Consider the following 17,123-nt stretch of genomic DNA (forward strand, 5'->3'; position numbering starts at 1 on the left):
GATTAGCGGCATGCCGAGGGGCCACTTCCGCGCACCGCTCGACTTGTGAAGAATTCCTCGCCTAATCCGCCGGTGGCGGGGTTGACTCGGCCGGGCCGGGGTGCAGCGGGGTGTAGGTCTTCCACAGTCCGAAGTAGCGTCGCGCCCCGCGAGCGAGGCTCAGCCCGAAGAATGCGAGCCCGGATGCCGCTCCGATCGCGATCACGGCGGCGGTCACAGCGCCCAATTCGCTCGCGACCGACGACGCGAGCAGGCCGATCAGCGTCGCGTTGACGGCGATGATGAACACCATGCTGCTGCCGAGAATCTGGGTTGTTCCTCGACGGCGCCCGAGGAAGAAGTAGGTCTGGACGGAGCCGGCGCGATCGTCGTACGGGGAGGCCATCAGGTACGGCGCGATGCCGGGATCGAGCTCCACGTAGGCTGCCCGAAGCCGGTTCATCGCGAGCACGTACATGAGGTCCTCGAGCGAAACGTTGGACACCCGAACCTGGGTGAGAATCCCGACGACGATCACGACGATGAGGAGAATGCCGGCGAACAGTCGGAAGGTACCGGAGAACTGAGTGGCCTGTCCGACCAGCGCGATGCTCACGAGTCCGGCGGAGACCAGGGTGAGGAAGATGCTGATCCGGGTGAGCACTTCGCTCTGGGTGCTTCCCCGAGAGGCGAGCAGGCTCCAGTGCTCGGTCGCGAGAAGCTGGGCGCGAACGGAGGCCGGCACGCCGTTCGCTTGATCCGATCCGCTCGGTTCCTCCATGCGAGAATTCTGCACCCCCGGCGCCGACCGACGAAAGACCCGGCGGGCGGCATCAGACCGGAGGCTCGAGCGCCCTCCGATAGACGCCCACGACGGACGCGAGGAAGTCGGTGACCGTCCTGCGATCCTCGGCCGAGAGCTCGTTGGTCACCGAGGCGACGCCGCCGATGAGGGGCATCAGCGCCTCGAAGGTCGCGCGAACCGACGCCGGCGTCGGCACGACCACGATCTTGCGTCGGTCGTGGGGGTGCGCCTCCCGATGCGCGTGCCCGACGGCCACGAGGCGATCGATCACGATGGTGGTGGCCGCGGTGGAGATCGTGAGGTGTCTGGCCAGTTCGCTCGGACTGAGGGGCCCGTGGCTGATCAGGTGCTCCATGGCGGCGAGGTCCGTGTCGTTCACCGAGAGTGCCCGACCAAGATGCCGCTCGAAGGCGGTGGAGAGGGTGAGGATCTCGCGCAGCTGTGCGCCGATCAGTCCCGAATCGGGGAGGGCGACCCCTCCGGTGTTCGCCGATATTGCGGGCGCGAGTGATGCCGGTTCGACCGGCGAATCGGACTTGCGCTTTTCTTCCACACGGGACATGCTAATCCGTGAGATAGCTAAACGATCTAGCAATCAATCAACTTGGAGAAAAATGACCGCCATTTGGCGTTTCATCAGCGGCCGTCGCACGGCCTGGGCAGTGCTCGCCGGCACCATCGTGGCTGTCGGACTGCTCTTCGCACTGCTGCCCGCCACCAAGTCCGCCGGCTTCCCCTCCACCGGGCTGCCGGACTCGAGCCAGGCGGCCCAGGTCGATGCCGCCCTCGCCAAGTTCCCGTCGGCGGAACAGACCGCGGCCGTGGTCGTCTGGAGCCGGGACGGCAAGGCGCTCACCGCCGCCGACAGGGAGGCCATCACGGCCAGGTCCGCCGCGCTCGGCACCGAGTCCACCGCACCGAGGGCCACCGCGCCGCGCTTCAGCGACGACGGAACCGCGGCGATCTCGGTCGTGCCGCTCGACAAGAGCACGGTCGAGAAGGACGTCGGCACGGCCGCCGACGCCCTCCGCGCTGTCGCAGCCAAGGACCTGCCTTCCGGCCTCAACAGCTACCTCACGGGAGCGGTGGGCTTCCAGTCCGACATCTCGAACGCCTTCGCCGGGGCAGACGTGAAGCTCCTTCTCGTGACGGTCATCGTCGTGGCGGTGCTGCTCATCGTCACCTACCGCAGCCCCATTCTCTGGATCGTTCCGCTCGCCGTCGTCGGCACGGCAGACGGTCTTGCCGGCATCGTCGCCGGCGCCCTGGCCAAGCCCCTCGGGGTCACCATCGATGCCTCGGTCTCCGGCATCCTCTCGGTACTCGTGTTCGGTGCCGGCACCAACTACGCGCTGCTGCTCGTTGCGCGTTATCGCGAGGAACTCCTGCGTACACAGGACCGATCGGCGGCCATGCTCACCGCCGTGAAGAGCGCCGGACCGGCGATCGCGGCAAGCGGCGGAACGGTCGCGCTGAGTCTCGTCACCCTGCTCTTCGCGGAACTCGCCGGCAACCGCGCGCTCGGCTTCGCCTGTGCCGTGGGTGTCGTGGTCGCGATCGCCTTCGCCCTGCTCGTGCTGCCGGCCGCCCTGGTGGTCTGCGGACGAGGTCTCTTCTGGCCCTTCGTTCCGCGCGTGCACGAGCACGCCGCGTCGCCGCAGCGGGCCGGCTTCTGGACGAGGCTCGGACGCGGCGTCTCGCGTCGCCCTGCCGTCATCACGGGGGTGTCGCTGGTCGGTGTCGGCGCCCTCAGCCTCGGTCTGATCGGATTCTCGGTCGGCCTCTCCCAGACCGAGCAGCTGCTCGGCAACCCGGAGTCCGTCGTCGCGCAGAAGATCGTCGACAGGTCGTTCTCGGCCGGCCTCACCAGCCAGACCGTGGTTCTCGCCCCGGATGCCGTGGCCGTGGACGCCGCCAAACTCGCCTCGGCCACCGACGGGGTCGACTCGGTTCGACCGGGGGAGAGCGCCAACGGACTCACCCGCCTCGAGGTCTCCCTCGCCGCCGCCCCCGGAAGCGACGCCGCCTTCGCCACGATCACGAAGCTGCGCTCCGGGTTCGCGGACGCCAGCGGGGCGGCGTCCAGGACGATCGTGGGCGGCACGGATGCGACGGCTCTCGACACCCGCCAGGCATCGCAGCGCGACCAGGACCTCATCATCCCGATCATCCTCGTGATCGTGTTCGTGATCCTCGCCCTGCTCCTGCGCTCGCTCGTGGCCCCCGTGCTGCTGATCGCGAGCGTGCTCGCGACCTTCTTCGCCAGCCTCGGCGCGTCGAACTGGATCTTCCAGCACCTCCTGGGCTTCCCGGCCTTCAACACGAACGTGATCCTGTTCGCGTTCCTCTTCCTGGTGGCCCTCGGTGTCGACTACAACATCTTCCTCACCACCCGCGCGCGGGAGGAGAGGATCCTCCACGGCACCACCGAGGGCATGATCAGGGCACTCGCCTCCACCGGCGGTGTGATCACCAGCGCCGGCATCCTGCTCGCCGCGGTCTTCGCGGTGCTCGGGGTGCTGCCGGTGGTGGCGCTCACCCAGATCGGCGTGATCGTCTGCATCGGCGTGCTCCTCGACACCCTTGTCGTGCGGACCGTTCTCGTGCCGGCGCTGGTCTTCCTCACCGGGGACAGCTTCTGGTGGCCGTCCCGCGCACCGCGCGACTCCAGCACGGCCGAGCCGGTCCACGTTCCGGCGAGCTGACCGAGAACAGTGCCGCCGCGGGCCGAAGTCATCCGGCTCACGTAGGGTCGTTCGCATGACACAGAGTGCAGTTGTTCTTGCCGGTGGCGGAGTGGCGGGAATCGCCTGGGAGATCGGGGTGCTGCGCGGTCTGCAGGAGGCGGAACCCGACGCCTGCCGAAGGATTCTGAGCGACGACACACTGCTGGTCGGGACATCCGCCGGATCCGCGGTCGCCGCCCAGGTGGCGAGCGGTGCGGCACTGGAGGGCCTGTTCGGTTCCCAGGTCTCCGAGGAGTCCGCCGAGCTGTTCGTGCACATCGACCTGGCCGAGTTCGGGGCGATGATTGCCGACGCGCTCGCGGGCTCGACGTCGCCCGAGGAGGCCAGACGTCGCCTCGGCGTGATCGCCCGGGATGCCGAGACCGTCCCAGCCGCAACCCGTCTCGCGATCATCGCGGCCCGCCTGCCCTCGCAGTCCTGGCCGGATCGCCCGCTCCTCATCACCGCGGTGGACACGGCGACCGGCGAGCTCCGGGTATTCGACCGCGATTCCGGGGTCGACCTCGTCGACGCGGTCGCCGCGAGCTGTGCGGTGCCCGGGGTGTGGCCCACAGTCGAGATCGACGGTCGCCACTATATGGACGGCGGGATGCGCACGATCGCCAACGCGGACCTCGCCGCCGGGTCCGGCCAGGTACTCATCCTCGTGCCGGGGCCGGAATCGTCCCCGGCGGGCCCGACAATCTCCGCCGCCGAGCTCGACACCCTCGCGCCCGCCCGCATCCACACGGTCTTTGCGGACGCCGACGCGATCGCCGCGTTCGGGCCGAACCCCCTCGATCCGGGTGTGCGTCGGGCGTCCGCGCTCGCCGGCCGCGATCTGGGCCGACGACTCGCCCCCGAGATCGTCCGATTCTGGCGATGACGGTCAACGACGGTGCCTGACGAGCAGGCCGAGCGTGTCGAGCGCCAGGTGCGGGAGTTGCTGGCCGGCACCATCGGCGTGCTGGACGCTGCCGGCGTGAGGGACGAGGCGCTGGCGATCCTCAGGCCCTCCCGGGGGTTCTCCGTGTTCCGCACCGCGGAGGCGATGGTGCCGGCCGGCCGGGCCTGGCGTCTGGGGGTGCTCCTGCTCGACCGGTCCGGGAGCCTCTTCGCAACGGGATCCGTCACCCGCGCGGTGGAACCCGGCCGAGTGACCAACCAGTCGCCCGCCGCCGAACTGCGCCGTGCCGCCCGGCGCACGGCGTCTCGGGGTCCGTTCGCTCGCGGTGACGTGGTCAACTTCGGGTTCGTCCCCCTCGCCGTCGACGCGGGGAGCCTGCGTGCCGGATCCGGGCCGCTCGCCCTGGTCGACGGCTCAGTCCTGGTGCGCTGGGGTGGGGCGGATGGCCAGGGCGTCTCCACTCTGGACGCCTATCTGGCCGACCGCGTGAGCCTCCTCACGGCCGACTGAGACACCCCGGAGTACGGGGTACAACGACTGAGGCACCCCACAGAACGGGGTACAAAAACGTCCCCCCTACTGGGGACTGGGCGTCAATCGCGGGATGCAACATCTTTAAGGGATGAGGTCCTACGCGCAGGTGCACTACCTATCCCGGCAGACGTTCGATCCCGACAACTCGACGGTCGCCGCCAAGGCGATCATCGAGGCCGAGATGAGCCGCCGGATGGATCTGGTGCACCAACTCGCCGTGCGGCTGAGCGCGCTCGAGGCCACGATCACCGCTGTCGACACCGCCCGGCATGCCGCGCTTGCCGCGGGCTGGAGCGAGGAGCAACTGCTCGAACTCGGCCTCGGCGCCGTCGAAAACTCCACCCGCTCGGCCGGGCGACGCGTGGCGCGCGACGAACCCGAGCCGGAGCCGGAAGCGGAGGCGGAAGCGGAACACGATGAGTCGATCAGCTTCCAACTCGTGGAGGAACTCGTCGGCTGACGTCGATGGCTCCCACTGGTGCGGGCGACGGTCGAGTCAGCGGTCGCGTTTCGGCATCCCGAACTCGTTGATCGGCTCGTAGTTCTCCGCCAGGGGCTGGTGCGGCACGGGGCAGGTCAACAGCGTGTTCGGCGTCGAGTGATCGATGATGTGTTCGGACATCGGCCTGCCGCAGACGGGGCACACGGCATCCCCGACCTTCTTCACAATCGCGTCGTACGGGCCAATCGGTGGCGGCCCCATCACCCCGACCAGTTTGTGGTTCAACCAGTCGATGAAATGGACGAATCTGTGCCCTCCGCGGTGCTCGTCGACGCCCTTTTCCTCATTCATGGCCACACTGTACGCTTCATTTCGCGGCAGGTGCAGGGCCATCGACCTCCATGTTCGAGGTGTCCATCTCCACGGCAGCGTGAGCCATTCTGGCGAATGCCGGAGCGACGGGTCTGGCGAGAATGGAGAGCGCGCGGAGCGCCAAGAGGGGAACATGATCGGTGCGGGACGACGAGCCGGCCGCCGCAGTCAGGCGTTCCGCAAGTTGGTTCAAGGTGATGGAGTCGGTGCCGACGACATCGACTGAGCGGCCTCGCCACCCTTCGTCGAAGACGGCCCGATCGAGGGCACTCGCCACCTCTGTGACGGCCACGAAGTTGATCGGATTGTCTCCGCGACCGAAGACGCGGGCCGCCCCTCCGGTGGGGAGCTTCGCCCCGATGAGCTTCGTCCAGGTCTCGAGGAACGCGGTCGGACGGATGATCGTCCAGTGCAGTCCGCTCGCTTGCAGGGCCTGTTCTGCAGCGAACTTCATCCGGTGCAGGCTCATCGGATGCGATGCGGACGCGCCGTAGGCCGAAACGAGAATCATGTGATCCACGTTGGCGTCGACGGCGGCCCGCACGAGGGAGATATTCGCATCTCGATCGATGGCGGCCGGACTGATTCCTCGCCCGGACGCGAACCCGTGGATGGCGCTGATGACGGTGTCGCATCCGTTGACGGCTGCGGTGACGGCCGCGGGGTCGCGCACGTCTCCCTCGACCGCCTCGACGCCTGTCGCTCGCAGCGCGGCGGCGTGCCCCGAGTCTCTGGTGAGAACGCGCAGGGGCACCCCGCGCGCTGCCAACCTGGCCATGAGGGGTCTTCCGAGAGTCCCGGTACCGCCGACGACGAGAATCATGGTCGTGGGCCGGCAGCCGCAACTCGAGCCGCAGCGGCGTCGGCGTCGGGGCCGTCGAGTTCCACGGGCTCGAGATAAAACCGCGCCGAAGTGGCTCGACCCTCGGCCACTGTGAAGATGATGACTCCGCGCATCAGCTGTGGCGCACCGTCACGGCGGGTTCCCGACAGCTCCCACTCGGTCCAGGCCACCGCTCCGTCGACGGCGGTGCTCAGCACCAGCGCCCGGAGGTCAGGTATGCCGGCGAACAGCTGAGCCCAGTTTCGCCGGACCTGTTCGGCGCCGGTGAAGCTCTGTGACGGGTGAGCTGGTGTCTCGTTGAGGTAGTCATCGGCAAAGCAATCGACGAGGGCGTCCAGGTCGTGGGCATTGGTCGCGGCGGCGAGCCTCGTCACCAGGGACTCGGGATCGGATGAGTCATCCATCGAATGCTTCCTTTCGATCATGTTGGCCATATTGAATACGGTAGCATAGAATGAAATACGTGGACACGGAAAAAAGCACACGAATTTATGACTCGCGAAACCGGCAGGTGCACGCGCGCAAAAACCGAGACGCGATTCTTGACGCGGCTCGGGAACGCTTTCTTGCTGACGGCTATGTCTCAACGACGATTGCGTCGATCGCCGCGGCCGCGGGACTGGCGGTGGATACCGTGTACAAGGCCTTCGGCGGCAAACCGGGGTTGGTGCGGGCGATCTACGATCGGAGTCTGGCCGGCGAGGGGTCGGTCGCCGCGGCAGAGCGGTCGGACGACCTGCGGGATTCCGCACACGACGGCCGTGCCCTCGTGCGGGCCTGGGGGGTTCTCACCTCGGAGGTGGCGCCGCTGGTCGCACCGATTCATCTTCTGGTTCGCGACGCCGCCATTGTCGACCCGGAGATGGCGACTCTCCTCCGGCAGAACGACGCGCTGCGCCGTCAACGCATGCACGATAACGCGCGGGCACTCGCCGACCGGGACTTTCTTCGAAAGGGGATCTCCCTTGAGCACGCCACGGACGTGCTGTGGGCGTTCAGCTCGCCCGAGCTCTACGAACTGCTCGTCGTTCGCTGCGGGTGGGATCCGGTGCGCTTCGGCCAATTCATCGGTGATTCGATTTCTTCGGCACTCGTGGACTGAACTGCGCGACGCAACCGGAAGAGCGCGTCCTTGCCCGGACTCCAGGTTTTGTGTTCCCCTCTACTCCTCGATCTTGATGCCGAAGTGCCGGGCGAAGACGGTGGCCAGATCCGCGACCTGGTAGGGGTTCACGGTGGCCCCGCGCAGTCCCTCGATGCCGGTGAGCCCGCGCAGCTCCGCACCGCGCAGATCCACGTGTTCGAGCTTGGCGCGGGTGACATCGAGGCTCGTGACCGTGGTGTTGACGAAGGACATCCGATGCGCCGCCGCACCCCCGAGGTCGAGCTCGTCGATGGTGCAGTCGGTGAAGAGAACGTCGCGCAGCTCCGCGCCGCGCAGGTTGACGAAGCCGAGCTTGCAGTTGCTGATGTGCACAGACTGCCAGCTCGCGTCGTAAAACTCCGCGGAGCCGATTCGGGAACCCTGCAGCACGACATCCCTGAAGCGCGACCGCGGGGCGGCGAGAATCGGGGCGTCGAGACGCTCGATCCTGGTCTCGACGAAACTCGCGGATCTCAGATCGCAGCCGTTCGCCGAAAGGTCGAGGAACTCGCAATCGCTGAACGAGGCGGCGGCGAGGTCACGCCCACTCAGGTCGGCGGAAAGAAACCGCAGTCCGTCATAGCTCTCGCGGGCCTCGAGGATGTCGGGGTCGCCGTCGGTGAGGTCGACGAGGACGAGACGCTCGATCTTGGGAGACAGGGTCGTGAGCTTGGCCATGATTCAAGCATGCCCTGTGGAGACGCGTCGCCCGTGCGGGTTGCCGGCCTGCCGCGGCAGGCGTAGCAACGAGTCATGACATGTGACCAGATTGGTGAAGGCGTCGCGAGGACCTCAGACGGTGTCGGCCTGCGAGATGCGAACGGTGTTTCCGGATGGGTCGCGGAACGCGCAGTCCCGCGGCCCCCACGGCTGGTCGATCGGCTCCTGGAGCACCTCGGCGCCGGTGGCAAGCACCCGCTCGTAGGTCACGTCGAGGTCGTCCGTGCGAAAGACCATGATCGGCAGGGACCCCTTGGTGAGGAGCTCCTGCAGGGCGTCGCCGTCGGCCTGCGAGCGACCGGCATGCGGTTCGGAGAGGACGATCTCGACACCGGGCTGGCTGGCGCTGCCGAGCGTGATCCAGTGGAATCCGCCGGATGCCACGTCGTTGCGCACCTCGAGGCCGAGCGCGTCGCGGTAGAACGAGATGGACTCGATCGGATCGTTGACGGTGACGTTGAAGTACTTAAGTTCGATGCTCATGCGGCCACCCTAGGATGACGCCGCGACGGCCGCTTCTCGAATCCTGCTCTGTCTCGCCGGCGTGGGCCGAGTGTGCGCCTTGGCCACGCAGGCCGGCATGGCTTTCACTGCGCTGTGCTCCCGCGCGCGGTACGCGCTCGGCGATTCGCCCACGATGGCGGTGAACCGGGAGCTGAACGAACCGAGTGACGTGCAGCCCACCGCCATGCACGCCTCGGTCACGGTCATCCCATCCCGAAGCAGCGCCATGGCTCGTTCGATGCGCCGAGTGCTGAGGTAGTTGTACGGTGTCTCGCCGTACGCCGCCCGAAACTGCCTCGAGAAGTGCGCCGGCGACATGAGGGCGCGGCGAGCCATCGTCGGGACGTCGAGCGGGCGCGCATATTCCCGGTCGATGAGGTCTCGCGCTCGGCGCAGGTGCGCGAGGTTGGCCAGGCTCTCCGGGGTCATGAGTCGAAAATAGCACTCGGCGTGCCTGACGTCGTGAGCCTCCTCTTGGTCGCCCTCACCGTGATCACCGCCGTGACCTGGCTGCCCATCAACGACGCGGCGATCACGCGTGCAGACGATGCGGGTTGGGATCAAAGCATGCTGCTACCGCACTGGATGCTGCTGTGGCTGAGCGTTGTCGGGGCCGTGATCGTGAGCGCCGCCCTGTTGGCGATCAACCTGGTCATCTGCGTCGCCGCCTTCCGTGCGCCCCGGGCCGTTTCGGACAACGCGGTGGCGGCGGTAGTGGACGGGCCGAGTGCCGATTAGTCGCGCCGGTCGAGGTCGATGCCCTCTCGCGCCCGGTGCGCCGGGGAAGTGGGACGAAAGACCCACTCCCGACGACGGCCCTCCGTAATCATGGCAATGCCGGGCACGATGCCCCGCATCGTCTCGAAAGGTGCTCCTCCATGTCCCGTACCTACGTCGTCACCGGATCCGCCAGCGGCATCGGAAAGGCCACTCGAGAGCTTTTGCTCGAACGCGGGGAACGGGTGATCGGGGTGGACATCCGAGACGCCGACGTCACCGTGGACCTCTCCACGGCCGAGGGGCGCAGCACGCTCGTCGAGAAGGTCACCGAGTTGAGCGGTGGAGTCGTGGATGCGGTGCTCGCGATCGCCGGCCTCGCCACTCCGACGGCGAAGACCGCCGCCGTCAACTACTTCGGAACCGTTGCGACGCTCGAGGGCCTGCGCCCGCTTCTCGCCAAGTCGCCCGCGCCCCGTGCGGTGGCCGTGTCGTCGATGGCGTCGCTGTTCCCGCCGGATGACGCCCTGCTGGCGGCCCTTCTTGCCGGAAACGAGACGGAGGCGTTGGCCCGGGCCGTGGTGCTCGAGGCGGGCGGCCCCGAACAGGGCGGCCTGATCTACGGGACCACCAAGCGCGCCCTCGCGCTGTGGATTCGCCGGCATGCCGCGACCGCCGAGTGGGCCGGAGCCTCCATCCCGCTCAACGGCGTCGCGCCTGGGGTGGTCGAGACGCCGATGACGGCGGATTTGATCGCGACGGCGCAGCAGCGCGAGCAGCTGACCCAGATGGTGCCGATGCCGCTGAACGGCATCTTCGAGCCGCGCGCGGTCGCCTACCTGCTCGCCTGGCTGTCCAGCGAGGAGAATGCCCACCTGTGCGGGCAGATCGTGTTCATCGATGGCGGATCGGACGTGGTGATCCGCGGAGACTCCACCTGGTGACTCCTACTGACCGCAGACCCGCCCGATCCAGTCGTAGAACTCCGACTTGACCTCGGGAGACACGGCCACTCGAAAGTAGGCGTCAGCGAACGATCCTGCCTGGGCATGGAACGGGATGAGCGTGCCGATCTTGTCTTCGGAGATGAAGTGGGTTCCGCACCGGGAGGGAACGTAGTCCAGCGTCAGGGTGGTGGGCGGGCTCGACGCCGTGAAGATGAGGTCGAGCATCCTCAGTTCGCCCTCGACCGGGATCAGCAGGGTCGTACCCGTCGTCGAGAGGAGTCGCACCGATCCCGAGGCGCCGGTCGGGGCGATCACGAGGTCGAGAAGGGCGATCTCTTTGCCGTTCCGCTGCTCGAACCGGAGATGCGGGGCGGGCACGATCGTGGCTACCCGTTCGAACGCCTGCTGTCCGCAGTCCTGGGCGTGCAGGGTCTGGAGGGAGTCGAACGGAACTGTCGGCGTGAGGGTCTGACGGAACTCGGTGCCGTGTGCGTCCCTGCCGGTGACCGACACCGAGGGCTTGGCGTTCGGCGCATCGCACACGGCAGCGGGAACCTGGGCCGAGAAGTCAGTGGTGGTGCCGGCGACGAGGGTATAGGGCAGATGTCCGGCCCTGCCCGTGCCCGCGAAGTAGGGCGAGACGAAGGTCGCCGCGGTGATGACCACATCGCCCGAGCCATGGTTCGTGATCTCCACCTCGAGTAGTCGGGGCGCATAATCCGTCCGGTTCTGAAACAGGGCCACCGAGAGCTTCGGCGGGGGCGCGGTCGAGCACCCGCTGAGGAGGGCCATCGCCGTCGCGACGGCGAGCATTCCGGCCAGAAGGCGGATCGACTCGCGTGACGGGCGCCTCATCATCGGTCTCCCCTCGGGGTCGCGTCGTCGGCGGGTGCCGCAGGCCAACCAGTACACTCCAGCATTATGGTAGGTCTCCGGGTTTCCCCACGCGCGGCCTCGGGACGAGCCCGGGGGATGTCGGAGGCCTGAGGGATAGTAGGGAGACTCCGATTGAAGGGATGCGCTCATGACGACTCAACCAGTGCCGGTTGACCCTCCGGAACTGCCGCGCAGCCCCGCCTTTGCACAGGGCATGATCGTTCCGGCCGGGGCGGTGCTCTACGTCGGCGGGCAGAACGGAACGGACAGTACCGGCGCACTGCTCGACGGGCTCGAAGCGCAGACCGCACAGGCTATGCGCAACGTGCTCTCCGTGTTGGCCGAGGCCGGAACGGGACCCGAGAACGTCGCCAAGCTCACCATCTACCTCGCGGTCGGGGTCGACCCTGGCGCTGCTTACGCGGCGACTCGATCGGTGTGGGGCGATCACCGCACCGCCGTGACCGTGCTTGCCGTCACGCCGGCCCGGCAAGGCGCTCTCGTCGAGATCGAGGCGGTAGCCACGATTCCCGATCGTTGATGCCCGGTGCCGGGCACTGTCACGGGCGCCCGGTGAGGCCCCACGACGTCATCGCCTCGAGGAGGTGGGCCGGCGTGAGCATGAATTTGGGCTCGAGTTCTTCCCAGCCTGGCTCCTTCACCCGCCGCGAGAAGGCGGCGTGGTCGGCGTCGATCTGATTGGACTCGTCAAGGCCGCCCCCGCCCTCGCCCATCAGACTGAGGTGGTAGATCCAGGTGGATCCGTCCGCCTCGGTGTGGCGGAACGTCGCCTCGAAGACGGCCCGCTCGGCGGGGAGCGCCAGCAGGCTTTCGTCATACCGGTCGTTGAGCATCCGCATCCACTCCTCGAACTCGTCCACTTGCCCCTCGCGTATTCGCGCGCGGCTGAGCTCGAGTCGGAGTCCGTCGGGGACGGTCGGTGGCATCGCGTAGCCGGGAAAGTCCGGTGCGGTGGGACGAAACGGTAAAAACGGCTTCTCATCGGTCATTCGACCATCCTCCACGCAACCGCGGCGGATTCTCGGCAAGCAGATCTGGCGCCGGGGGTGCCGGGGCTAGTTTGAACGCATGTACTTCGCACGAGTTGTCCCAGAGGACTTCCCTCCGCCGCCGACGGTGGACGAGATAGCCGAGAGCTTCATAGTTCCGGTGATGTCGTTGAGTCCCCAGCCCTCACTGGTCGAGCTGGACGCGGGATCGACAGGATCGTCGGTCGACGGTTCCCCTGTGATGCTCGACAGTGTCTCCATCTCGTACACGCTCTATCGCAATCCTGACGACCGCGAGGATCCGGCGAATCTCGCGAGCCTCAGACTCGGAGCGAGAGGCCCTCGACTCCGTTCCCCTGGGGCCGCTGCCTGGTTGGATGCAGGCTCGGCGGGACCTCCTACGGTTTCCCACCCTGTGGGAGGCCGTGATGACCACTCGAGTTCAGAATTTACCCTGGCAGACTCCGCAATCGACGCTCGTCGATCATGCCAACCACGTCTTGACCAACACATTTCGCGAGGAGCGCGTGCGCGGCGGCTTTCCCGGTGAACTCGATTCCCCGGTGACCGAGAGACACATCGACTACGTCGCCGTGTCGGTTGATGGGATCGACGTACCCGGTATGCGCATCGACACCGACCCGCACGTGTTCGCCGTGGGGGCCGCGCTGGGCGACCGGATACTCACCGCGGTGGTCGCCCGCGATCATCTACAGTTTGTGACCCTCGCGTTCGTCACACGGTCCGGCCGCGGAAGTAGGCGCCCGCGCTACCGAGCTAGCCGGTAGCTGTGCTCGACGACATCGCGGCCGAGACCATCGGCAAATGAGGTTTCGGAGCCGATCTCCGTGAATCCTGCCCCGTGAGATCCCTTCTCACGCCCGCGCGATGCCGGCGATCTGGGTGTTGAACGGGAGGAACGGGGTGTGCACCCGGTAGCGGTCTGTGGTGACGTTCTCGAACCCGGCTGCTCGAATGAAATGTTCCAGGTCGCGTTCGCACGAACAGCCCTCGAAGGTCCAGGCCCAGGGACGACGAAGGATCCGCTGGGCGGCGCGGGTGGGAGTTCCGCTCCTGGCGACGACGTGTTCGACGAAGCGGAAGGCGCCACCGGGGCGCAGGATGCGCCGGATCTCCGCGAGCACCGCCGCCGGATCCTTCACCGAGCAGAGCACGAGCGACGAGATCACGGTGTCGACACTGTGGTCGGCGAGTCCCGTCTGCTCGGCTAGGCGCTCGCGCAGATCGAGTCGCACGCCCGCCCGGCGGGCCGACGCGCGCAACTCTGCGTGCATGTATCGGTTCGGCTCGATAGCGATGAGGGTGCCGCCGGTCGGAAGATAACGAAGGTTGGCGCCGACGCCGGACCCGATCTCGACGACCGCGCGCGGCAGCCCGGCGAATACTCGTCGTTTGTGCCAGCGGAGGGTCCACTCGAGGTACGGGGCCATCGTCCGGAAGAACGCCGCGTTGAACCGGCCCCGGCCGGCGTGCAGCTCGAACCCGGTCGGAGGCGAGGTGGTGATGGTTGAATCGTGGTCCATCTGACCAGCGTGCCGGACGCAGCCAACGCGGTCAGGCGTGGAACTACCTCAGTTCGCCGGTTCCGGGTCCGGGTGGTTGGCGTACCACGCGGCGATCTGGGCCCGCGACCGAAAGCCGAGGCGCAGGCGGATGCGTTCGACATGGCCCTCGGCGGAACGTTCGTCTATGCCCAGCCGCGTGGCGATCTCGCGGTTCGTGCACCCCTCGCTGATCAACGCCGCGACCTCGCGCTGGCGGGCAGTCAGCGTTCGGGCGCCACGCCTCGGGGCGCGGACGCCGAGGAACCGACGCACCGTCGTGACGAGCGCATGGGTGTCGCCCGCGTACGGCAGATGCGAGCGGCCGGGCAGCACCACGAGCTTCGCACCGGCGATACCGTCGGCCAGCGCGGTGGCCTGCTCGACGGGGGCTGCGCGGTCGTGGGCACGATGGACCACCAGCGTGGGGGTGCGCACTCGAGCGAGGAGGTCCGTGACGTCGAGCTCGTAGCTCATCGCCAGCAGCGACCGTGCCGTGGCGGCGGTCGAGCAGGCCCGTTGATAGCGACCGAATTCCTTACGCGTCGTGGCGTCGGCGTCGGGCGCGAAGATGTCGGTGAGCACGTCGGAGCCGAGCCCCCAATGCGACTCGACAAGTCCGAGCACGTGCTCCCGAGCGCTGGGCGGAGAGACCGCCGAGCCAGACACCCAGCCACCGTAAAGCACCAGCCGCCGTACAGTGTCCGGGTGCGCTGCCGCCCACGCCACCGCGACCAGAGCACCCATCGACGTGCCCACCAGGTCGAAGGGTTCCCCACCGAGTGTCGCGACGACCGCGGCAAGCTGCTCGAGTTCGTAGGCCATCGACGGTGGCCGGGTCGTCGGCGCCGACAACCCAGATCCGGCGCGGTCGTAGCGGATGAGCCGGCAGCCCTGCGCCAGACTCTCGTAGAACGCCCGCTCTTCTGGCAGCTCCCAGCTCAGCTGCAGATGACTGAGCCAGCCGGAGACGTAGACCACTGGCCGACCGGCGCCGATCGTGGCGTACGCCACGAGGGTGCCGTCGGTCGTCGTGACCCGGGCAATCTCCTGTTGCACTCCTCCATTGTGGTGGTCGCGCCCGGTGAATCGGGAGTCCCGGCAGATTCGAGATCGTGCGGGCCACGGCTGCGGCCGTCAGCCCCGGGCGTGGTCTGAATGGGCATCGGTGTCGACGGCGGCGATGGCGGCATCGATCATGGCGGCCGCCGATTGCGGATTGACCTTGACGATTGCCATGGCGGCGAACACGAGTCCGGTGCACGTGGTGGAGATCCGCGCCCGTTCGGCCGGGTCGAGGTGAGGCAGGGCCGCCAGCACACCGGCGGAGATCGCTTCCCCCAGGTCGTCGCAATAGATGTTGATCACGCTTCGCAGTGCGTGTTCGTGGGCAAGGGGCGTGGCGGTGGCATTCAGGAGCAGGCAACCATTTGCCGCCAGGGATGTCTTCCCGTCGAGCAGCATGACTCGAAGTTCGTGCAGGTAGATGTGGAGAGCATCTGGGCCAACCGGCACGGCCCGGAGTCGTGCCAGGCGAGGGTAGACGATGTCCTCGAAGTAGCTCTGCACGGCCTCGTCGAAGAGGCCTCGCTTGCTGCCGAAGGCATGGTAGATACTCGACCGGTTCAACCCGGTGGCCGTTTCGAGCTCGGCAATGCCCGTTTGCTCGTAGCCCTCGTTCCAGAACACCGTCCGTGCAGCCCGGACGACGTCTTCCTTGACGAAGGAGCGCGTGCGGCTCATGAGTGTTTCCCAACGAATTGAATTGAACTGATCGGTTCAGTATATTCGGGAACGACCGATTCACAACGGTCCGGCTCGGGTGATCCCGCCCAGGGTCGATTCGCAGTACAGCCCCACACACGAGAGTAGAGATGCCATGCGCGCACTCATCCATCACACGTTCGGCGATCCCTCCGAGGTCCTGACCGTCGAGGACGTCGCGACGCCCGAGCCGGGTGCCGGGGAGGTGCGAGTGCGCACGATCCTGTCGCCGATCCACAACCACGACCTGTGGACGATTCGCGGTACATACGGTTTCAAGCCTGACCTGCCGGCACGCGCGGGAACGGAGGCGGTCGGAGTGATCGACGCGCTGGGCGAAGGGGTCGAGGGGCTCACGGTCGGGCAGCGTGTCGTCACGGGCGGCACCTTCGGCGTGTGGGCGGAGTTCTTCATCGCGAAGGCCGCGAACGTGATCCCGGTTGCCGACGGCATTCCGGATGACGTGGCAGCCCAGTTGGTGTCGATGCCGTTCAGCGCGATCAGCCTTCTCGACTCGCTCGACCTGTCGGCGGGCCAGTGGATCGTGCAGAACGCCGCCAACGGTGCCGTCGGTCGTCTCCTCGCGCAGCTCGCGGCCGCGCGCGGCATCAACGTGCTCGGCTTGGTCCGTCGTGAGTCCGGGATCGAGGAACTCGCGGCCCAGGGCATCGGCAACATTGTTGCCACCGACACCGACGACTGGAAGAGCCGGGTCCGGGACATCGTGGGGGAGGCCCCTCTCACCGTCGGCGTGGACTCCGTCGGCGGTGCCGCCAGCGGTGACGTGCTGTCGTTGCTGGCCGAGAACGGCACCCTCGTCGTCTTCGGTGCCATGCAGTCCCCGGTGATGGAGATCCGCTCCGGCGACGTCATCTTCAAGCAGGCCACCGTGAAGGGGTTCTGGGGGAGCAAGGTGAGTGCCACCATGCCCCGGGAGAAGCGCGGAGCTCTCCTCGCCGAACTCGTCGCCCGCATCCAGGATGGAACCATCACTCTTCCGGTGGAGGCGACCTACAGTTTTGAGGATGCCCGTCAGGCGAGCGCGGCGAACGCCGTGGCGGGTCGAGTCGGCAAGATCCTGCTCCGCCCCTGAATCGCCCGGGCGGATTCGGGCAGGCGCGGATTCGAGCAGGCGCCCCGCGCCTCCGGAGGGCGGTCGGGCGCGGTTCAGTCGTAGAACGCCGATTGCACTCGAAAAAGAGCCATGGTGTGGAGCAACTACCTGGCAAGCGTTGAGTCTTCGATGCCATCGGGCGTACGCTTCGGTCAA

General features: G+C 67.4%; 23 protein-coding genes. 10 read left to right on the top strand and 13 right to left on the bottom strand.

Translation table 11 applies throughout. The features are described 5' to 3' along the window. Positions 1 to 61 precede the first annotated feature (61 nt). The gene (locus FVP33_RS18430; RefSeq protein ID WP_147785161.1) at positions 62 to 760 is read right to left on the bottom strand and encodes a hypothetical protein; all 699 of its coding nucleotides are present in this window, start codon (positions 758 to 760) and stop codon (positions 62 to 64) included. A gap of 52 nt (positions 761 to 812) precedes the next feature. Continuing rightward, complete coding sequence (locus tag FVP33_RS18435; protein ID WP_147785162.1) at positions 813 to 1,346, bottom strand: MarR family winged helix-turn-helix transcriptional regulator; 534 nt, start codon at positions 1,344 to 1,346, stop codon at positions 813 to 815. A gap of 52 nt (positions 1,347 to 1,398) precedes the next feature. Between FVP33_RS18435 and FVP33_RS18440 the strand changes: the two genes are divergently transcribed. The 4 genes from FVP33_RS18440 to FVP33_RS18455 all read left to right on the top strand — a co-directional run bounded on the left by FVP33_RS18440 (position 1,399) and on the right by FVP33_RS18455 (position 5,411). Then, positions 1,399 to 3,489, top strand: a complete 2,091-nt coding sequence (locus FVP33_RS18440) for an MMPL family transporter (RefSeq protein ID WP_147785163.1) — start codon at positions 1,399 to 1,401, stop codon at positions 3,487 to 3,489. Positions 3,490 to 3,544: 55 nt separating this feature from the next. Further along, positions 3,545 to 4,396, top strand: coding sequence for a patatin-like phospholipase family protein (locus FVP33_RS18445; protein WP_147785164.1), 852 nt, complete (start codon positions 3,545 to 3,547; stop codon positions 4,394 to 4,396). Between the two features lie 12 nt (positions 4,397 to 4,408). After that, complete coding sequence (locus FVP33_RS18450; protein WP_147785165.1) at positions 4,409 to 4,927, top strand: hypothetical protein; 519 nt, start codon at positions 4,409 to 4,411, stop codon at positions 4,925 to 4,927. A gap of 112 nt (positions 4,928 to 5,039) precedes the next feature. Then, a complete protein-coding gene (locus FVP33_RS18455) occupies positions 5,040 to 5,411 on the top strand; it encodes a hypothetical protein (protein WP_147785166.1) in 372 nt (123 codons plus the stop codon). Positions 5,412 to 5,447: 36 nt separating this feature from the next. Here FVP33_RS18455 and FVP33_RS18460 read toward each other — a convergent pair whose 3' ends face one another. From FVP33_RS18460 to FVP33_RS18470, 3 genes are read right to left on the bottom strand one after another with little or no spacing between them, the layout of a single operon-like run. Beyond that, on the bottom strand, positions 5,448 to 5,786 hold the full coding sequence (locus FVP33_RS18460; protein ID WP_222706791.1) for a hypothetical protein: 339 nt from the start codon (positions 5,784 to 5,786) through the stop codon (positions 5,448 to 5,450). After that, positions 5,761 to 6,588 (bottom strand): SDR family oxidoreductase, encoded by an 828-nt coding sequence (locus FVP33_RS18465; RefSeq protein ID WP_147785167.1) that lies wholly within the window; start codon positions 6,586 to 6,588, stop codon positions 5,761 to 5,763. The genes FVP33_RS18460 and FVP33_RS18465 overlap by 26 nt, the downstream gene beginning before the upstream one ends. Then, positions 6,585 to 7,013 (bottom strand): nuclear transport factor 2 family protein, encoded by a 429-nt coding sequence (locus FVP33_RS18470; protein ID WP_147785168.1) that lies wholly within the window; start codon positions 7,011 to 7,013, stop codon positions 6,585 to 6,587. The genes FVP33_RS18465 and FVP33_RS18470 overlap by 4 nt, the downstream gene beginning before the upstream one ends. A 59-nt stretch (positions 7,014 to 7,072) precedes the next feature. On the opposite strand from FVP33_RS18470, the gene FVP33_RS18475 reads away from it, so the two are divergent. Then, positions 7,073 to 7,711: a TetR/AcrR family transcriptional regulator gene (locus FVP33_RS18475; protein WP_187270807.1), complete on the top strand. Its 639-nt coding sequence runs from the start codon at positions 7,073 to 7,075 to the stop codon at positions 7,709 to 7,711. A gap of 60 nt (positions 7,712 to 7,771) precedes the next feature. On the opposite strand, the gene FVP33_RS18480 is transcribed toward FVP33_RS18475, so the two are convergent. The 3 genes from FVP33_RS18480 to FVP33_RS18490 all read right to left on the bottom strand — a co-directional run bounded on the left by FVP33_RS18480 (position 7,772) and on the right by FVP33_RS18490 (position 9,406). Beyond that, positions 7,772 to 8,431: a pentapeptide repeat-containing protein gene (locus FVP33_RS18480; RefSeq protein WP_147785170.1), complete on the bottom strand. Its 660-nt coding sequence runs from the start codon at positions 8,429 to 8,431 to the stop codon at positions 7,772 to 7,774. A gap of 114 nt (positions 8,432 to 8,545) precedes the next feature. Beyond that, a complete protein-coding gene (locus FVP33_RS18485; protein ID WP_147785171.1) occupies positions 8,546 to 8,956 on the bottom strand; it encodes a VOC family protein in 411 nt (136 codons plus the stop codon). Positions 8,957 to 8,965: 9 nt separating this feature from the next. Continuing rightward, positions 8,966 to 9,406, bottom strand: coding sequence for a helix-turn-helix transcriptional regulator (locus tag FVP33_RS18490; RefSeq protein WP_147785172.1), 441 nt, complete (start codon positions 9,404 to 9,406; stop codon positions 8,966 to 8,968). 21 nt (positions 9,407 to 9,427) lie between these two features. Between FVP33_RS18490 and FVP33_RS18495 the strand changes: the two genes are divergently transcribed. Both FVP33_RS18495 and FVP33_RS18500 read left to right on the top strand, forming a co-directional pair. Then, the gene (locus FVP33_RS18495; protein ID WP_147785173.1) at positions 9,428 to 9,715 is read left to right on the top strand and encodes a hypothetical protein; all 288 of its coding nucleotides are present in this window, start codon (positions 9,428 to 9,430) and stop codon (positions 9,713 to 9,715) included. Between the two features lie 140 nt (positions 9,716 to 9,855). Then, on the top strand, positions 9,856 to 10,638 hold the full coding sequence (locus FVP33_RS18500) for an SDR family oxidoreductase (RefSeq protein ID WP_147785174.1): 783 nt from the start codon (positions 9,856 to 9,858) through the stop codon (positions 10,636 to 10,638). Between the two features lie 3 nt (positions 10,639 to 10,641). Here the strand turns inward: FVP33_RS18500 and FVP33_RS18505 are convergent, their stop codons facing one another. Next, the gene (locus FVP33_RS18505) at positions 10,642 to 11,496 is read right to left on the bottom strand and encodes a hypothetical protein (protein WP_187270808.1); all 855 of its coding nucleotides are present in this window, start codon (positions 11,494 to 11,496) and stop codon (positions 10,642 to 10,644) included. Between the two features lie 169 nt (positions 11,497 to 11,665). Here FVP33_RS18505 and FVP33_RS18510 point away from each other — a divergent pair, with 169 nt between their 5' ends. Beyond that, positions 11,666 to 12,058, top strand: a complete 393-nt coding sequence (locus FVP33_RS18510; RefSeq protein WP_147785176.1) for a RidA family protein — start codon at positions 11,666 to 11,668, stop codon at positions 12,056 to 12,058. Positions 12,059 to 12,077: 19 nt separating this feature from the next. On the opposite strand, the gene FVP33_RS18515 is transcribed toward FVP33_RS18510, so the two are convergent. Beyond that, complete coding sequence (locus tag FVP33_RS18515; RefSeq protein WP_147785177.1) at positions 12,078 to 12,527, bottom strand: DUF6176 family protein; 450 nt, start codon at positions 12,525 to 12,527, stop codon at positions 12,078 to 12,080. Positions 12,528 to 12,955: 428 nt separating this feature from the next. Here FVP33_RS18515 and FVP33_RS18520 point away from each other — a divergent pair, with 428 nt between their 5' ends. Further along, the gene (locus FVP33_RS18520; RefSeq protein WP_147785178.1) at positions 12,956 to 13,315 is read left to right on the top strand and encodes a hypothetical protein; all 360 of its coding nucleotides are present in this window, start codon (positions 12,956 to 12,958) and stop codon (positions 13,313 to 13,315) included. Positions 13,316 to 13,402: 87 nt separating this feature from the next. On the opposite strand, the gene FVP33_RS18525 is transcribed toward FVP33_RS18520, so the two are convergent. The 3 genes from FVP33_RS18525 to FVP33_RS18535 form a co-directional block, all read right to left on the bottom strand. Beyond that, on the bottom strand, positions 13,403 to 14,071 hold the full coding sequence (locus FVP33_RS18525) for a class I SAM-dependent methyltransferase (protein ID WP_147785179.1): 669 nt from the start codon (positions 14,069 to 14,071) through the stop codon (positions 13,403 to 13,405). 48 nt (positions 14,072 to 14,119) lie between these two features. Next, on the bottom strand, positions 14,120 to 15,148 hold the full coding sequence (locus tag FVP33_RS18530) for an alpha/beta fold hydrolase (RefSeq protein ID WP_147785180.1): 1,029 nt from the start codon (positions 15,146 to 15,148) through the stop codon (positions 14,120 to 14,122). A gap of 78 nt (positions 15,149 to 15,226) precedes the next feature. Further along, complete coding sequence (locus FVP33_RS18535; RefSeq protein ID WP_147785181.1) at positions 15,227 to 15,832, bottom strand: TetR/AcrR family transcriptional regulator; 606 nt, start codon at positions 15,830 to 15,832, stop codon at positions 15,227 to 15,229. A gap of 136 nt (positions 15,833 to 15,968) precedes the next feature. Here FVP33_RS18535 and FVP33_RS18540 point away from each other — a divergent pair, with 136 nt between their 5' ends. Then, a complete protein-coding gene (locus tag FVP33_RS18540; protein ID WP_147785182.1) occupies positions 15,969 to 16,946 on the top strand; it encodes a zinc-binding dehydrogenase in 978 nt (325 codons plus the stop codon). Positions 16,947 to 17,123: the final 177 nt, after the last annotated feature.

Origin of the sequence: Lacisediminihabitans profunda, from assembly GCF_008040105.1 — a bacterium.
Lineage (GTDB): Bacteria > Actinomycetota > Actinomycetes > Actinomycetales > Microbacteriaceae > Lacisediminihabitans > Lacisediminihabitans profunda.

Coding starts and splice junctions, on each gene's coding strand:
- FVP33_RS18430 (WP_147785161.1), bottom strand. CDS start 760: ATGGAGGAACCGAGCGGATCGGATCAAGCGAACGGCGTGCCGGCCTCC.
- FVP33_RS18435 (WP_147785162.1), bottom strand. CDS start 1,346: ATGTCCCGTGTGGAAGAAAAGCGCAAGTCCGATTCGCCGGTCGAACCG.
- FVP33_RS18440 (WP_147785163.1), top strand. CDS start 1,399: ATGACCGCCATTTGGCGTTTCATCAGCGGCCGTCGCACGGCCTGGGCA.
- FVP33_RS18445 (WP_147785164.1), top strand. CDS start 3,545: ATGACACAGAGTGCAGTTGTTCTTGCCGGTGGCGGAGTGGCGGGAATC.
- FVP33_RS18455 (WP_147785166.1), top strand. CDS start 5,040: ATGAGGTCCTACGCGCAGGTGCACTACCTATCCCGGCAGACGTTCGAT.
- FVP33_RS18460 (WP_222706791.1), bottom strand. CDS start 5,786: ATGGCCCTGCACCTGCCGCGAAATGAAGCGTACAGTGTGGCCATGAAT.
- FVP33_RS18465 (WP_147785167.1), bottom strand. CDS start 6,588: ATGATTCTCGTCGTCGGCGGTACCGGGACTCTCGGAAGACCCCTCATG.
- FVP33_RS18470 (WP_147785168.1), bottom strand. CDS start 7,013: ATGGATGACTCATCCGATCCCGAGTCCCTGGTGACGAGGCTCGCCGCC.
- FVP33_RS18480 (WP_147785170.1), bottom strand. CDS start 8,431: ATGGCCAAGCTCACGACCCTGTCTCCCAAGATCGAGCGTCTCGTCCTC.
- FVP33_RS18485 (WP_147785171.1), bottom strand. CDS start 8,956: ATGAGCATCGAACTTAAGTACTTCAACGTCACCGTCAACGATCCGATC.
- FVP33_RS18490 (WP_147785172.1), bottom strand. CDS start 9,406: ATGACCCCGGAGAGCCTGGCCAACCTCGCGCACCTGCGCCGAGCGCGA.
- FVP33_RS18500 (WP_147785174.1), top strand. CDS start 9,856: ATGTCCCGTACCTACGTCGTCACCGGATCCGCCAGCGGCATCGGAAAG.
- FVP33_RS18505 (WP_187270808.1), bottom strand. CDS start 11,496: ATGAGGCGCCCGTCACGCGAGTCGATCCGCCTTCTGGCCGGAATGCTC.
- FVP33_RS18510 (WP_147785176.1), top strand. CDS start 11,666: ATGACGACTCAACCAGTGCCGGTTGACCCTCCGGAACTGCCGCGCAGC.
- FVP33_RS18515 (WP_147785177.1), bottom strand. CDS start 12,527: ATGACCGATGAGAAGCCGTTTTTACCGTTTCGTCCCACCGCACCGGAC.
- FVP33_RS18520 (WP_147785178.1), top strand. CDS start 12,956: ATGACCACTCGAGTTCAGAATTTACCCTGGCAGACTCCGCAATCGACG.
- FVP33_RS18525 (WP_147785179.1), bottom strand. CDS start 14,071: ATGGACCACGATTCAACCATCACCACCTCGCCTCCGACCGGGTTCGAG.
- FVP33_RS18535 (WP_147785181.1), bottom strand. CDS start 15,832: ATGAGCCGCACGCGCTCCTTCGTCAAGGAAGACGTCGTCCGGGCTGCA.
- FVP33_RS18540 (WP_147785182.1), top strand. CDS start 15,969: ATGCGCGCACTCATCCATCACACGTTCGGCGATCCCTCCGAGGTCCTG.